We start from the raw sequence: 15,085 nt of genomic DNA on the forward strand, positions 1-15,085 counted from the left end.
AAGACCTTTAAAATCGAAGAGTTTTGTTCTAACCGTCTCTCCAGGAGGAGTGAATGTATCCTGTTGCCGTCGGCTTGCTCTTGATCGTGGGCATGGCTTTTTTTTCCTACACCATCAACAACCGGGTTGGCTTGCTCAGGATGGCGAAGGGGAAGGCCTGGCGCTTTGAAAAGGTCCCCGAACGGGTGGCGGCTCTCTTTACCTACGCGGTCGGCCAAAGGCGGATGATGCAGATCAAACGCGACTTCTGGCCCGGCCTCTGGCACGCCTTCATCTTCTGGGGCTTCTGCGTCCTCTCGATCCGGACCGTCACCCTCTTCGGCCAAGGCTTCGATCCCGACTTTCACCTCCCCGGCTTCGGCGGCGCCCTCGGCAATTTCTACAACCTCAACAAGGACATCTTCACGGTCCTGGTCTTCTCCGGCTGCGTCTTCTTCCTGATCCGGCGCTGGTTCACCATTCCCGACCGGATCTCGATCTCCAACGAAGGCTGGTTCATCCTGCTCACCATCATGGGCTTGATGGTCACCGAATGGTTTTACGACGGCGGCCAGCTCGCGCTCGGCAACCACCACATCGACCCGCTCTGGGCCCCGGTCGGCACCCTCTTCTCCAAGCTGATCACCGCCCTCGGCTGGCAACCCTCGACGACTCACGTCGTCAGCATCAGCTCTTACTTCCTCCACTTGGCCTTGATCCTGGGCTTCTTGAACTTCCTGCCTTACGGCAAGCACTTCCACATCATCACCTCGCTGCCCAACGTCTTCATGCGCAACCTCCGGCCCTACGGCGCGCTGAACCCGATCAACCTCGAGGACGAAAACATCACCACCTTCGGCATCGACAAGATCAACGAGTTCAGCTGGAAGGACGTGATGGACATGTACACCTGCACCGAGTGTGGGCGCTGCACCTCCCATTGTCCGGCCTACAACACCAACAAGCCGCTCAATCCCAAGCAGTTCCTGATGGAGTTGAAGGAATTCTCGGTCCACCACTCCCAAGATATCCTGGAGGGCAGCGCGGAGCAGAAGGAAGCCGTCCTCGGGAAATCGCTGGTCCCCGACGTCATCGATCCGGAGATCCTCTGGAGCTGCACCACCTGCCGGGCCTGCGAAGAAGCCTGCCCGGTCTTCATCGAGTACGTGCAGAAGATCGTCGACATGCGCCGCCACCTGGTCCTGATGCGCGGCGAGTTCCCGGCCGAGGCCCAGGCCACCCTCCGCAACATCGAGAACAACAGCAACCCCTGGGGCATCGGCTTCGACGAGCGGGCCAATTGGGCCAAGGGCATGGGCGTTCCCTCGCTGGCCGAGAAGCCCGAGGTCGACGTGCTGTATTGGGTCGGCTGCGCCGGCTCCTTCGACGATCGCAACAAAAAGGTCAGCACCGCGGTGGTCAAGATCCTCCAGGAAGCCAAGATCGATTTCGCCATTCTCGGTCCCGAGGAAGGCTGCACCGGCGACCCGGCCCGCCGCATCGGCAACGAGTACCTATTCCAGACTCTGGCCAAGCAAAACATCGACACCATGGGCAAATACAAGTTCAAGACCGTGCTGGCCCAGTGCCCGCACTGCTTCAACACGATCAAGAACGAATACCCCCAGTTCGGCGGCAACTACGAGGTCGTCCATCACACCGACTTCATCAAGCGCCTGATCGACGAAGGCAAGATCAAGCCGGTCAAGAACCTCGAGGAGAAGGTCACTTATCACGACTCCTGCTACCTCGGCCGCTACAACAACATCTACGACCAGCCCCGCGAAGTGCTGAAGAGCATCCCCGGTATCGAATACCAAGACGTCGAGATCTCGCGGAACATCGGCCGCTGCTGCGGTGCCGGCGGCGGGCGGATGTGGATGGAAGAGCATCTCGGCGAGCGGGTCAACCACAAGCGGCTCGAGGACCTGATGACGGTCGAGCCCAAGACGGTGGCCTCGGCCTGCCCCTTCTGCATGACCATGATCACCGACGCGGCCCGAGACAAGCACGTCGAGGTCAAGACCAAGGACATCGCCGAGATCGTCGCAGAATCTATATAATTCCCGTTCAATATTACCCCCCCCCCTCGCGGGGGAGGGAGCCCTCGGTCGAAGACCGAGGGGGGAGAGGGGGTGCTGCAAAAGCAGCATTCTCTTTAGGCCGCCCCCCTCACCCGGTTTCGACTCCGTCGAAACCACCCTCTCCCACAAGGGGAGAGGGCGAATCGAATTTTTCAGCAATTTTTTTTCGCAACAGTTCTTCAACTTCCACCAGAATCGGTGCTCGCCCTAACAGCTGCCGCATCGAGGTGATCTCGCAGTCCTGGATCCCGCAAGGCACGATCACGCCGAAATCTTCCAGCCGCGGATCGACGTTCACCGCCACCCCGTGCATGCTGACACCGCGGTCGACCGAAAAGCCGACCGAGGCGATCTTTGATCCTCCGACCCAGACGCCGGGACAGCCTTCGCGGGTGGCGGCGGCGATGCCGAATTCCCCCAAGCTGCCGATCACCGACTCTTCCACCCGCCGGACGAATTGGGGAATGCTGAGCTTGCGCATCGTCAGGGAGACGATGAAATAAGCCACGAGCTGACCGGGGCCATGATAAGTGAGTCTCCCTCCTCGCCCGGCATCGGCGACCTCGAAACCCCGGCCCTGCAACTCGGCCGGGCTGATCTTGAAATCCTCCTCGGCCGGCCGCCGGCCGCGGGTGATGACCCGGGGATGCTCGACGAAGAGGACCCGGTCGCCGATCTCGCCGGCTTGACGGCGGCGGCGCAGCTTGAGTTGCATCTCCAAGACCTCGGCGAAAGGCCGGCGGCCGAGGCTTTCGAATTGGATCGAGGGAATCTTGGGCATTCAGAACACCAGCTCTTCGATCACGTTAGTATGCCCTTTCCATTCCTTCAAGCTCCCATGCGGGATCTTTTTGTCGTCGTAATCGATCTGGACGAAGGTGAGCCGGAGAAAGCGGCCGAGGCTCCCGACCTCGAGGCTGATCTTCTCGTTCCAGGTTCCGGTGTTGAAGTATTCCTTGCCCGGCTTGAAGCGCATGTAGAGATGCTGGTGGGTGTGGCCGAAGACGACGATGCGGTTTTCCTCGCGGCTCATCAAGATCCGCTCGGCTTCCTTATGCAAGCGGGGATGAACCGTCGTTTGGCGGAGAATGCCCAAGATTTGGCGCCAGCTGAGCTTGCGGGCCGGGTTGGGCGTGATCAAGAACTTGATGAACCAGTAGGCCACCTTCAAGGCGCTGCGGATCGCGAACCAAGTGTCATGAAGCAAGGCCCAGCGCTTATACATCGCGAAGGGATGGACCTTGTCGATGTAAGGCCGCTCCTTTTTCAACTCGTTCAGGTAATGAATGACGAAGAAGCTGCCAAAAGGCAGGTTGATGATCGGCTCGGGTAGGCCCTCGCTCAGGAAATAATGCTCGCGGTCATAGCGGTTGTCGGCCTGATACTGGTTGCCGTGCTCGACGTGAACCCCGTCGAACTCGTAGGCCTCCATCACGAACTTCACCGCGCCGCCGAGGCGGAGCCGGACCGCTTCGCGGACCCCTTCCCAAAGCAGGCCCGGATCGTGGTTGCCCAGGACGAAGGTCACCGAATGGTGAGCCAGCCGGGAAAACTCGGCGAGCTTGTCGAAAAGGCCCGGATGGCCCTTCAGGATGCTCATCGTCTTGTGAAGGGCGTCGGACTCGGTGATGACGTCGCTGAAGCGGTTTCGATAGTCGATCTGGAGGAGGTTGAAGAAGTCGCCGTTGAGGATGAGCTCGACGTCGGCCCGGTGATGGCTGCCGTTCATGTAATAGTCGAGGAACTCGACGAACTGGCGGTCGGCGTTGAAATCTTCGAGGAGGTTGGGCGAGCCGTCGGGCAGATGCCGGCCCTTGCCGAGGTGGAAGTCACTGACGACGAGCTTCAACTTTTTCAGGGGAAAGAGCTGCACGCTTACCCTCCCGGTAAATTCCCCATCCCACCCTAGTGTAATGGATACCGGAGGCGATTGTCATGAGGGCGGCGGCATAGATGACCCAGCCTAGGATCCTCGCCACAAGCGGCTCCCAGGCCATCAGCGAGTCCGGCTGCTCCGACCGGAGGAAGGTCAGCAGGAAGGCCAGAAAGATGGTTTGAAGCTGGAAAAAAGTCGTCAGCTTGCTCAGGCGCGAGGGGCCGAAGCGGATGGGGATGTGCGAGAACTTGATGACCGCCAGGCCGCCGATGATCCAGAGGTCGCGAAAAATCACCAAAACCGCCAGCCAAACCGGCACCAGGCCCCGCATCGCCAGGACAATGAAGGTGACGAACATCAAGAGCTTGTCGGCGGCCGGGTCGAGGGCCGCGCCGAGGTTGGTTTTAAGCTGGAGGCGCCGTGCCAGGTAGCCGTCGACGACGTCGGTCAGGCCGGTGACGACGAAGATCAATAACGCAATGCGGTATTGGCCGGCCAAGAAGTAGTAGGTGAAAACCGGAACCAAAAGGATCCGAAGCAAGGTCAGGGAATTAGGCAGGTTGAAGAGAGCCATGGATTCCGATTTAACCCTGGCTCCGAGCCCAAGGTCTACGGCCTTTATGAGGGCCTTGGCGGGGGCAAGTCAAAGCAATAATGGCCTTGACAGGCCAAGGGCTTCTGTTACCTTTCGCAAAATTTTTCTGTTCCTACCGTTCCTGTAAGGAGGATCCCTAATATGATGAAACGCTTAACCCTCGCTTCCGCCGCGATTTTGGCGGCGGGCGTCGCCCTCGGTTTTTCCCAATCGGCCGAGGCGAAGAAGAAGGAATACCCGGCCTGCAGCCAGCAACCGACGGTGGCTGTCGACCAGTTCCGTTATGAAAATATCTACATCGGTTGGGATGAATTTGCCGGAGCCGCCCGTGACGTCGCCGTCAACGAGCTGACCAACTCCGGTTGCTTCCGGGTAGTCGAGCGCGGCGGTGCCGGAGTCGGCGCCGGTTACGACCGCGAACAATTTCTCCAAGCCACCGGCCAGGCCCGTCCCGGCCAGAAGAAAGCCAAGGGCGGCAACGTCACCCTGGCTTCTCGGATCGTCCAATTCGCCCTCACCGGCGTCTCCAAGGACAATGTCGGCGGCAGCTTCGGCGGCCTCGGCGTCGGCGGCGGCAAGTTCGGCCTTGGCGCGGTCTCTCCCAAGTCCTCCAATTTCCGGATGACCTGCCGGATGTATGATTCCTCGACCAGCGAAGTCTTGGCCTCGAGCGAGGTCTCCAAGAACAAAGTCGACATCGGACTCCTCGGCGCCGGTGGCGGCAGCGGCCTCGGCTTCGGCGGCGACTTCTGGTACAAGAACCCAGTCGGCAAAGCCGTCTCGGAAATGATCCACGACTGCGCGGTCCAATTGGCCGAGCGGACCCAGAATATGAACTTCAGCAACTAATTGTTGAGGCTGAATGTTTTTAACCCCGTCTGGGAAACCAGGCGGGGTTTTTTATTTCCCCTCCCCCCTTGCGGGGGAGGGTGTCTCCGGCTTCGCCGGAGACGGGAGAGGGGGCGCGGCATAAGCAGCCTTCGCTTTATGCCACGCCCCCTCTCCCGGTTCGGCTTCGCCGAACCGACCTCTCCCGCAAGGGGAGAGGTTATGAAGCCCGTACCGTCCGCATCCGAATCGCCCGCTCCTTGCGGAGCCGGCCGTAATCGTCGGGGCTGAGGGCGACCTGCATCCAGACCCCATCCTCGCCGTCCTTGCGTTCGTGGACTTCGCCGACCCGATAGATCCAATCGAGGCGGTCGCCCAGCTCGTAAGGCACCTTCACCTGGACGGTTTTGAAGTTCTCGTGGAGCCGATCCTCGATCTGCTGCAACAGCTCCGGCACGCCCTTCCCGCTTCGAGCCGAGATCCGGGCCCCGTGGCCGTTGGCCGCCGAGGCGCCGAGCAGGTCGATCTTGTTATAGACCTCGATGGTCGGCTTGCTATGCAGTCCCAGCTCCTGCAAGACCGCCTCGACGCACTCCTTTTGCTGGGGCCAAGTCGGGTAGCTGACGTCGATGACGTGGAGCAGCAAATCGGCGCCCCGCACCTCCTCGAAAGTCGCCTTGAAGGCGTCGACCAATTGGTGCGGCAGCTTGCGAATGAATCCGACGGTGTCGGACAGCAGAACCTCCCGGCCCGAAGGCAGGGAAAGCCGGCGGACCGTGGGGTCGAGGGTCGCGAAAAGCTTGTCCTCGACCAAAACTCCGGCATGAGTGAGGTAGTTCATCAGGGTCGATTTTCCGGCGTTGGTGTAGCCGACCATCGCCACCGTCGGGATGGGAACGCCGGCCCGCTTTTGGCGGTGCAATTGGCGCGAAACTTCGACCCGTTCCAGCTGCCCCTTGATCCGCGAAATCCGCTCCCGGATCCGCCGGCGGTCGACTTCCAATTGGGTTTCACCAGGACCCCGGGTGCCGATTCCGCCGCCGAGCCGGCCGAAGTGGGCCCACTGGCCGACCAGCCGGGGCATTAAATACATGCACTGGGCCAGCTCGACCTGGAGCTTGCCCTCCTTGGAGCGGGCATGCTGGGCGAAGATATCGAGGATGAGGCCGGTCCGGTCCACCACTTTGCAGCGGAGCTTTTCCTCGAGATTGCGATTTTGGCCCGGCGTGAGATCCTCGTCGAAAACCACCGTGTCAGCCTGGGTTTCCCGAACCAAGTCGGATATTTCCTCAAGCTTCCCTTTACCGATGAAGGTCGAAGGCTCGATTTTTTTCAGTTCTTGTTGGGTGGTGGAGATGACGAGAGCCCCGGCAGTGTGGACGAGGCGTTCCAGCTCGAAAAGCGATTCGCGGGCGTCGAGGGTGCTCTGGCGGGGGTGACGGATGCCGACCAAGATGGCGCGTTCAACGGGTCTTTTAGTTTTATCCAGGCTTGTGTACCTCCTTAATCCATCAGGATGACTTAATATTACCGGAATCGGCGGACAAGACAACCTCAATTCAGCATGAGCGAAGAGGCCCCGAACATCCGCTCGACCTCGCCGATGAAATCGTCGCAGAGCCCGACCTCCAAATCCGGCGGCAGGGCCAAGACGGTTTCGCGCTCGGAGGGGCCCACCAAATGCAGGTAGGCCGGCAATTTGCCGGGGTAGCGGCCGAGGAGCTGCTTGAATTCCTCCAACGCTTCCCGGGTCATCAGCTCTTGGCGGACGGTCAGGTGGACCGCCTTGGTTTTTTGCAGACGCATCTGCTCCAGCGAAAGAATCTCCCGGGCCAGGATCTTGGTGGCCTCGTCATTGTGGTCGACGTTGCCCTTCACGAAGAGCGGAACGTCGGACTTGAGCAGCGAGGCCGATTGGGCGAAGAGATCGCTGAACACCACCACTTCGATGGTGCCGGTCAAATCTTCCAAGGTCAGAAAGGCCATCCGGGCGCCCTTCTTGGTGAGGATCTCCTTCATCGCCACCACCATGCCGCAGAGCCCCACCTCGGACTTGTCGACGGCCTGGGCGCATTTCCGGGTGTCGAAAGAGGCCAGGCGCTGGATCTGGTCCTTGTAGCGCCGCAGCGGGTGGCCGGTGATGTAGAAGCCCAAGGCTTCCTTCTCGAAGGCCAGCTTCTCGCCTTCGGGCCATTCGGCGGTATTGGGCAGCTGGGGCACGGCCTCATGGGCCGGCAGGAGGGCGAACATGCTGGTCTGGCCGACCCGTTTCTCGTCCCGATGCCGGATCCCCCAGTCCATCGCGATGTCGAGCGCCGCCATCAAGGGAGCCCGCTCTCCCATCCCATCCATCGCTCCGCACTTGATCAACGACTCCAAAACTTTCTTGTTCGCCCGCCTTAAGTCGACCCGCTCGCAGAAGTCGAAGAGCGTTTGGAATTTGCCGCCGGCCTCGCGGGCTTCCATGACCGACTCGATGGCGGTGTCGCCGACGCCCTTGACCGCGGCCAAGCCGAAGCGGATCTCGCCCGGCCCTTCGACCGAGAAGAACTTATAGCTGGCGTTGACGTCGGGCGGCAGGATCGAGATGCCCCGCTCCCGGCAGTCGTTGATGTACACCAGGATCTTGTCGGTGTTCTGCATTTCGTGGGTCAGCAAGGAGGCCATGTACTCGACGGTGTAATGGGTCTTGAGATAAGCGGTCTGGTAGCTGACCAGGGCGTAGGCCGCGCTGTGCGACTTGTTGAAACCGTACTCGGCGAATTTGGCCATCAGGTCGAAGATCTTCTCGGCCTTCTTGGGCGGGACCTTGTTGGCTTTGGCGCCCTCCAGGAAGCGCTCGCGCTGCTTGGCCATCTCCTCCGGCTTCTTTTTGCCCATGGCTCGCCGCAGCAAGTCGGCTTCGCCCAGGCTGTAGCTGGCCAAGGCGCTGGCGATCTGCATGACCTGCTCTTGATAGACGATGACGCCGTAGGTGCTTTTCAGGATGGGCTCGAGCTGGGGCAGCTCGTAGGTGATCTCGGTCTTGCCGTGCTTGCGATTGATGAAGTCGTCGACCATGCCGCTGCCCAGCGGGCCCGGACGGTAGAGGGCGACCAGGGCGATGATGTCCTCGAAGCAGTTGGGCTTGAGCCGGACCAAAAGGTCGCGCATGCCGCTGGATTCGAGCTGGAAGATGCCCAGGCCGTCGCCTTGGCAGAGGCTTTGGTAGACCTTGGGGTCGGCCAAGTCGATCTCGCTCAGCTTGAGGTCGATGCCCCGGGTCCGCTTGAGGATCTTCACCGCCACGTCGAGGACGGTCAGGGTCTTGAGGCCCAGGAAGTCGAACTTGACCAAGCCGATCTTCTCGACCCCTTTCATGTCGAACTGGGTGATGACCTCGTTGTCCGGCCCCTTGTAGAGGGGGCAGAATTCGGTCAGGGCCCGGTCGGCGATGACGACGCCGGCGGCGTGCATCGAGGCGTGGCGGGTCAGGCCTTCGAGCGAGCGGGCGATCTGGAGCAAGCGCTTCACGCCGGGGTCCTGCTTTTCCAGCTCCTGGAGCCGCGGCTCCTGCTGAAGAGCCTCCTGCAGCGTGATGTTGAGGGTATTGGGCACCAGCTTGGCGATCTTGTCGACCTCGCCGTAAGCCAGGTCCAGGACCCGGCCGACGTCGCGAATGACGGCCTTGGCCTTCATCTTTCCGAAAGTGATGATCTGGGAGACGTGGCCGTACTTCTCGCGGACGTAGCGGATGACCTCGTCGCGCCGGTTCATGCAAAAATCGATGTCCATGTCGGGCATGCTAATGCGCTCGGGGTTCAAGAATCGCTCGAAGAGCAGGTCGTAAGGCAGCGGATCGATGTCGGTGATCTTAAGGCAATAGGCGACCAGCGAGCCGGCGGCCGAGCCGCGGCCCGGCCCCACCGGAATTTTCTGATTCTTCGCGTAATTGATGAAGTCGGAGACGATCAGGAAATAGCCGGCGAAGCCCATCGGGCAGATGATCTCAAGCTCCACTTTAATTCGCTCGAGATAAGAGTCGCGGAGCTGCGGCGGCACTTCTTCGTAGCGGGCGCTGATCTCGGACCAGCGTTCCTCGAAGCCTTCGTAAGTGCGGCGACGGAGGTAGGTTTCGAGATCCTCGCCCGCCGGCGGCTGGTACTTTGGAAAATAATAGGTTTTGTCCGTGAAGCCGTAGCTGCACTGCTCAGCTATTTTTACAGTATTTTCAATAGCTTGCTCATAACTCTTAAAGTTTTGAATCATCTCCTGGGGCGACTTGAGATAGCGCTGCTCGCTCAAGTATTCGGCCCTCTCCTCTTCCTCATGGAGCGTGCGGCCCGATTGGATGCATTGGAGCGCCAAGTGGGCTTCGTAGTCCTCGCGCTTGAGATACTTGCAGTCGTTGGTCGCGACCAGCGGAACCCCGAATTCCTTGGCCAAGGCCGGCAGGGTCTCGTTGAGCTTCTTCTCGGCGGTGATCCCGTGATCCTGCAGCTCGAGGTAGAAGCGTTCCGGAAAGGTCTCGGCCAAATAGGTCATGGCCGCCCTCGCCTCCTCGGTCTCGCTCTTCATCCAGCGACGGTGGATCTCGCCGTGGAGAGTCCCCGAAATGGCAATCAGACCCTCGGCATGCTGGGCCAGAACCTCCTTGTCGATCCGGGGCTTGTAATAGAAGCCCTTGAGGTGAGCCAGGCTGAGCAGCCGGCAGAGGTTTTGGTAACCGGTCTTGTTCTGGACCAAGAGGATGAGGTTGGCCAGGAAGTGGTCCTTGCGCTTGGCGTCGCGCGACTCAAGGCTGCCGCCGGTCAAGTAATAGACCTCGGCGCCGAAGATGGGCTTGATGCCGGCGGCCTTGGCGGTCTCGTAGAGCTCGAGCGCGCCGAACATATTGCCGGCGTCGGTGACGGCCACCGCCTTCATACCAAGCTCTTTGACTCGATTGCAGAGGGAATCGAGGGTGATCGCGCCCTCAAGCAAGGAGTATTGGGAATGGACGTGAAGATGAACGAAGTCGCTTGTCATGGGATCCCTCACTCCGTTCGGGATGACCGTGTTTATTCCCACTCGATCGTCGCCGGCGGCTTAGACGAAATATCGTAAACCACCCGGTTGATCCCCCTCACCTCGTTGATGATTCGGCTCGAGATGCGGCCCAGGATCTCCGGCGGCAGCGGAACCCAATCGGCGGTCATTCCGTCGACGCTGGTCACGCAGCGAATGGCCAAGACGTTCTCATAAGTGCGCTCGTCGCCCATCACGCCGACCGTCTTGATCGGCAGCAGGACCGCGAAGGATTGCCAAACCTTGTAATACCAATCGGCGGCCTTGATCTCGCCCACCAGGATGTCGTCGGCCTCGCGCAGCAGGTCCAAACCTTCGCGGGTGACCTCGCCCAAGATCCGGATCGCCAGGCCCGGACCGGGAAAAGGCTGGCGATGGGTCAAGGTCTGAGGCATGCCGAGCTGGCGGCCCAACTCCCGCACTTCGTCCTTGAATAGCTCGCGGAGCGGCTCGACCAAGGCCAAGCCCATCCGTTCCGGCAAACCTCCGACGTTGTGATGGCTCTTGATGGTCGCCGAAGGCCCTTTGAAGGAGACGCTCTCGATGACGTCGGGATAGAGCGTCCCTTGGGCCAAGAATTTGGCGTCTTGGATCTTCTTGGCCATCTCCTCGAAGACGTAGACGAATTCGTTGCCGATGATCTTGCGCTTCTGCTCGGGATCGGTCACGCCCTTCAGCCGATCGAGGAAGCGGTCGGTGGCATCGACGTAGTGGAGCTTGATCTTGAAGTGGTTGCGGAAGGTGTCTTGGACCTTCTGGGCCTCGTCTTTGCGCAGCAGGCCGTTGTTGACGAAGATGCACTCGAGCTGATCGCCGATCGCCTCGTGAATCAAAAGCGCCGCCACGGTCGAGTCGACGCCGCCGGAGAGGCCGCAGATGACCTTGCCCTTTCCCACCTGCCGGCGAATCTTTTCCTTTTCGGTGGCGAGAAAGGCGCTCATGTTCCAGTCGGCCTTGAGCTCGGCAATGTGGAAGAGGAAATTGTGCAGGACCTGGACGCCCTCTTCGGTGTGGACCACTTCGGGGTGAAATTGGACGCCGTAGATCTTCTTCGCGACGTTGGCCACCGCGCAAAAGGGCGTGTTGTCGCTCTCACCGATCTTCTCGAAGCCGGCCGGCACCTTTTCCAAGCTGTCGCCATGGCTCATCCAAACCACGCTCTCGGCTTTGACGCCGCGGAAAAGCGGCGAAGTGGCGTCGGCTTTGAAGGTGGCTCGGCCGTATTCCCGCTTGCTCGAAGGCGTGACCTTGCCACCCAAATGGTGGGCCAACAGCTGGATGCCGTAACAGATCCCCAGAACCGGAAGCCCTAGCTCGAGGATGCGAAGGTCAAGCCCCGGCGCGTCCTTGCCCAAGACGCTGGCCGGGCCGCCCGAGAGAACGATGGCCTTGGGACCGAATTCGCGGATTTTTTCGAGGCTGACGTTGAAGGGCTGGATCTCGGAGTAGACGTTCTGCTCGCGAATCCGGCGGGCGATGAGCTGAGTGTATTGGGAGCCGTAGTCGAGGATGAGAACTTTGTCCATGGTCGTATTCTGCAATGTCATCCTGAGCGAAGCGAAGGATCTGCGACCACCTTGGTGGGTATGAGATCCTTCGTCGCTTCGCTCCTCAGGATGACGGCCTTGCCATCAATCCATATGATAATTCGGTGCTTCCTTGGTGATCACCACGTCGTGAACGTGCGATTCCTTCAAGCCCGAGCTGGTGATCTGAACAAACTTCGCCTTCTCGCGAAGCTCTTTCAAGCTGGCGCAGCCGGTGTAGCCCATGCCGGAGCGCAATCCGCCGACCAGCTGATAGATGTTGTCGCTCAAGGGGCCCCGGGAGGGCACCATCCCCTCGATGCCCTCGGGCACGAACTTGCCGCTGGCCTTTTTGTCGTCCTGGAAATAGCGGTCGCTGCTGCCCTGGCTCATCGCGCTGACCGAGCCCATGCCGCGGTAAACCTTGAAGCTTCGGCCTTGATAGAGCACCAGCTCGCCCGGCGACTCGTCGGTGCCGGCGAAGAGGCTGCCGATCATCACGGTGGAGGCACCGGCCGCCAAAGCCTTGGTCAGATCGCCGCTGTACTTGATGCCGCCGTCGGCGATGACCGGCAGGTCGAGGGCTTGGGCGGCCTTGGCGCAGCGCAGGATGGCGGTGAGCTGGGGCACGCCGACGCCGGCGACGACCCGGGTGGTGCAAATGCTGCCCGGACCGATGCCGACCTTGACCCCGTCGACCCCGGCCTTGGCCAGGTCTTGGACCGCCCCTTCGGTGGCGATATTCCCGGCCACCAGCGGCACCTTGGGAAAATGGCTTTTGACCGCTTGGACCGCCTCGAGGACGCCCTTGGAGTGGCCGTGGGCGGTGTCGACCACCAGGACGTCGACGCCGGCCTTGATCAGGGCCTCGGCCCGGCTGAGAGCTTCGGCGCCGATGCCGATGGCCGCGCCGACCAGCAGGCGGCCATGGGAATCCTTCACCGCCAGCGGGTTCTTCTCGGTTTTTTCGATATCCTTGATCGTGATCATGCCCTTCAGATCGCCGTTGGCGTCGACGACCGGGAGCTTCTCGATCCGGTTTTTGTGCAATAGGCCCTTGGCTTCCTCCAAGGTCACCTTTTCGGAGACCGTCACCAGTTTCTTGGTCATGAGGTTGGCGACCGGCTGGTTGAGGTTCTTCTCGAAGCGGATGTCGCGGTTGGTGAGGATTCCGACCAGCTTCTTGCCTTCGGTGATCGGGACGCCGGAGATGTTGTTCTGCTCCATCAAATCGATGGCCGCGCTCAGCTTTTCATGGGGCGAGAGAGTGATCGGGTTGAGGATCATCCCGCTTTCCGACTTCTTGACTCGCTCGACCTCGAGGGCCTGGTCGGAGATGGACATATTCTTGTGGATGATGCCGATGCCGCCGCTCTGGGCCATGACGATGGCGGTCCGCGACATGGTCACCGAATCCATCGCCGCCGAGACCAGGGGAATATTGAGCTCGAGCGAGCCGGCGAGCCGGGTCTTGGTGTCGGCGTCTTTGGGGAGTATTTCGCTTTTGCCGGGCAGGAGGAGAACGTCGTCGAAGGTGAGGGCCAACTCGGTGATTTTGTCCAACATGTCGGGTCTTTAGTAAAGTGGTCGCGGCAGGTCAAGATGAAATAAAAAACCCCGCCTCGCCCTAGCGAGACGGGGTCTTAATGGAGTTCAACGGCCTTTAGCGACGGCGGAAGCCGAAGGCCGCCAGCAAAGCGAAGCCGGCGAGCCAAGCCAAGACCGAGGAAGAACCGCTAAAAGCGCCCAAAGAGCAGCCGCTACCTTCCAGGAAGGCATTCAACGGAGGCGTCGGCGTCGCGGTGGGCGTCGGCGTCGGTGTCGGAATCACCTGGAACTCCAAGGCCCCCATGTCGGGCAAGGGTCCCTGAGGCCGAGTCACCAAATCGAAGTCGGGGCTGGGCAGGCCGCCCGGCGGATCCAGATCGCCTTGATCGATGACCGGCGAATCCGCAGTTAAATGGAAGTCGTCGGCCGCCGAATCGGCCCAAAGCGGATCCACATTGACGTTGTTCCCCTCATTGACGGTGATCGTTCCGGGCAGAACCTCGAAATTGATGATGTCATTGTTGAAGAGGTTGATCGTGCCGTCGGGGGTGCATTCGCCGCCGCCGCCGGCGATGACCGCGACGTCCTCGCCACCGGCATCCGCGGTGTTCTGGTAGATGATGTTGTTATAGATATCGGTGGTATTGTCGACGCAAGGCTCCAACAAGATCCCGCCGCCAACGGCGGCGGTGTTGTCGAAGAGAGTGTTGTGAACGATCCGGACCAAGGCCGTTCCGTCGATCTCGATGTACATGCCGCCGCCGATATTGTTCTCGGCGAAGTTGCCGGCCAGGATGTTATTGGTAAGGATGAGCTCGCCGTCGAGGACATCGGCGCCGATGCCGCCGCCCGGGACGCCGCTCAAGGCCTGATTGTCGAAGAAGGCATTCCGATTCACGGTGATGACGCCGGTTCCGAAGGAGCCGACGAATAATCCGCCGCCGACCCGTTCCCCGCCGTTGTTGATGAATTCATTGTCCTGAATGAGGACGGTGGCATTCTGCACCGCCGCCGATAAGCCGCCGGCATCGCTGCCGCCGACCGGACCGTTGTTCTGGAAGGTGATGCCGGTGACCGTCAGGTTGAGGCCGTCGTCATCGGTGGCCAAGGGCTCGATCATCAGGCCCGAGACATTGTTTCCGCCGCCATCGATGAAGGTGAGGCCCTTGCCGGCGCCGGTGATCGTCAGCGAAAAATTCTCGGCATTGGCGTCGCCGTCGTAGCAGAAGCCGTCGTCGCTGCAATCGGTGTCGGCCAAGGGAACGTCGTTGGGATTGTAGGTGCCGGCGGCCAGGGTGATCGTATCGTCCTGGTCGTTGCATTGGGCGATATTGAGCGCCTCCTGGAAGGGACAGGCGACGCCGGGATCGCTGCAGTCGCCGGAGCAGTCGTTGGTCGGATCGCAGTCGCTGCAGGAAGCCGCCGCCGGCGTCACTTGCAGATTGGCGGCGAGAGTCGGGTTGGACGGCGCCGTCAGCAGAATGCCTAGGGCCAGGGCCGGGTAAAACCATGGGAACTTAGTCATAGAGTCCTCCATTGGGGATCTTGGGGTGTCCAAAGAAAAAACCCCAGCTAACCATGGGCCAGCCGGGGTTTTAGAGAA

General features: G+C 60.7%; 10 protein-coding genes. 2 read left to right on the top strand and 8 right to left on the bottom strand.

Annotated features, from left to right (window positions below):
• Window positions 1–53 precede the first annotated feature (53 nt).
• Window positions 54–2,042, top strand: coding sequence for a (Fe-S)-binding protein (locus VJR29_04115; GenBank protein ID HKY62583.1), 1,989 nt, complete (start codon window positions 54–56; stop codon window positions 2,040–2,042).
• Window positions 2,043–2,151: 109 nt separating this feature from the next.
• Here the strand turns inward: VJR29_04115 and lipB are convergent, their stop codons facing one another.
• Genes lipB through VJR29_04130 form a run of 3 tightly spaced genes read right to left on the bottom strand, consistent with a single transcriptional unit; the run spans window position 2,152 to window position 4,513 of the window.
• Complete coding sequence (lipB, locus tag VJR29_04120) at window positions 2,152–2,844, bottom strand: lipoyl(octanoyl) transferase LipB (GenBank protein HKY62584.1); 693 nt, start codon at window positions 2,842–2,844, stop codon at window positions 2,152–2,154.
• Window positions 2,845–3,936: a metallophosphoesterase gene (locus VJR29_04125; GenBank protein ID HKY62585.1), complete on the bottom strand. Its 1,092-nt coding sequence runs from the start codon at window positions 3,934–3,936 to the stop codon at window positions 2,845–2,847.
• The gene (locus VJR29_04130; protein ID HKY62586.1) at window positions 3,893–4,513 is read right to left on the bottom strand and encodes a CDP-alcohol phosphatidyltransferase family protein; all 621 of its coding nucleotides are present in this window, start codon (window positions 4,511–4,513) and stop codon (window positions 3,893–3,895) included. Before VJR29_04130 ends, VJR29_04125 begins: the two co-directional genes overlap by 44 nt.
• A gap of 162 nt (window positions 4,514–4,675) precedes the next feature.
• Here VJR29_04130 and VJR29_04135 point away from each other — a divergent pair, with 162 nt between their 5' ends.
• Complete coding sequence (locus tag VJR29_04135; protein ID HKY62587.1) at window positions 4,676–5,383, top strand: CsgG/HfaB family protein; 708 nt, start codon at window positions 4,676–4,678, stop codon at window positions 5,381–5,383.
• 199 nt (window positions 5,384–5,582) lie between these two features.
• Here the strand turns inward: VJR29_04135 and hflX are convergent, their stop codons facing one another.
• From hflX to VJR29_04160, 5 genes are all read right to left on the bottom strand, one after another.
• Complete coding sequence (hflX, locus tag VJR29_04140) at window positions 5,583–6,815, bottom strand: GTPase HflX (protein ID HKY62588.1); 1,233 nt, start codon at window positions 6,813–6,815, stop codon at window positions 5,583–5,585.
• A gap of 101 nt (window positions 6,816–6,916) precedes the next feature.
• Window positions 6,917–10,369: a DNA polymerase III subunit alpha gene (dnaE, locus tag VJR29_04145; protein ID HKY62589.1), complete on the bottom strand. Its 3,453-nt coding sequence runs from the start codon at window positions 10,367–10,369 to the stop codon at window positions 6,917–6,919.
• A gap of 32 nt (window positions 10,370–10,401) precedes the next feature.
• A complete protein-coding gene (gene guaA / locus VJR29_04150; protein ID HKY62590.1) occupies window positions 10,402–11,949 on the bottom strand; it encodes a glutamine-hydrolyzing GMP synthase in 1,548 nt (515 codons plus the stop codon).
• A gap of 90 nt (window positions 11,950–12,039) precedes the next feature.
• Window positions 12,040–13,500 (bottom strand): IMP dehydrogenase, encoded by a 1,461-nt coding sequence (guaB, locus tag VJR29_04155; GenBank protein HKY62591.1) that lies wholly within the window; start codon window positions 13,498–13,500, stop codon window positions 12,040–12,042.
• A gap of 97 nt (window positions 13,501–13,597) precedes the next feature.
• Window positions 13,598–15,007, bottom strand: a complete 1,410-nt coding sequence (locus VJR29_04160) for a right-handed parallel beta-helix repeat-containing protein (protein HKY62592.1) — start codon at window positions 15,005–15,007, stop codon at window positions 13,598–13,600.
• Between the last annotated feature and the right edge of the window lie 78 nt (window positions 15,008–15,085).

The organism is bacterium (assembly GCA_035281585.1).
Taxonomy (GTDB): domain Bacteria; phylum UBA10199; class UBA10199; order DSSB01; family DSSB01; genus DATEDP01.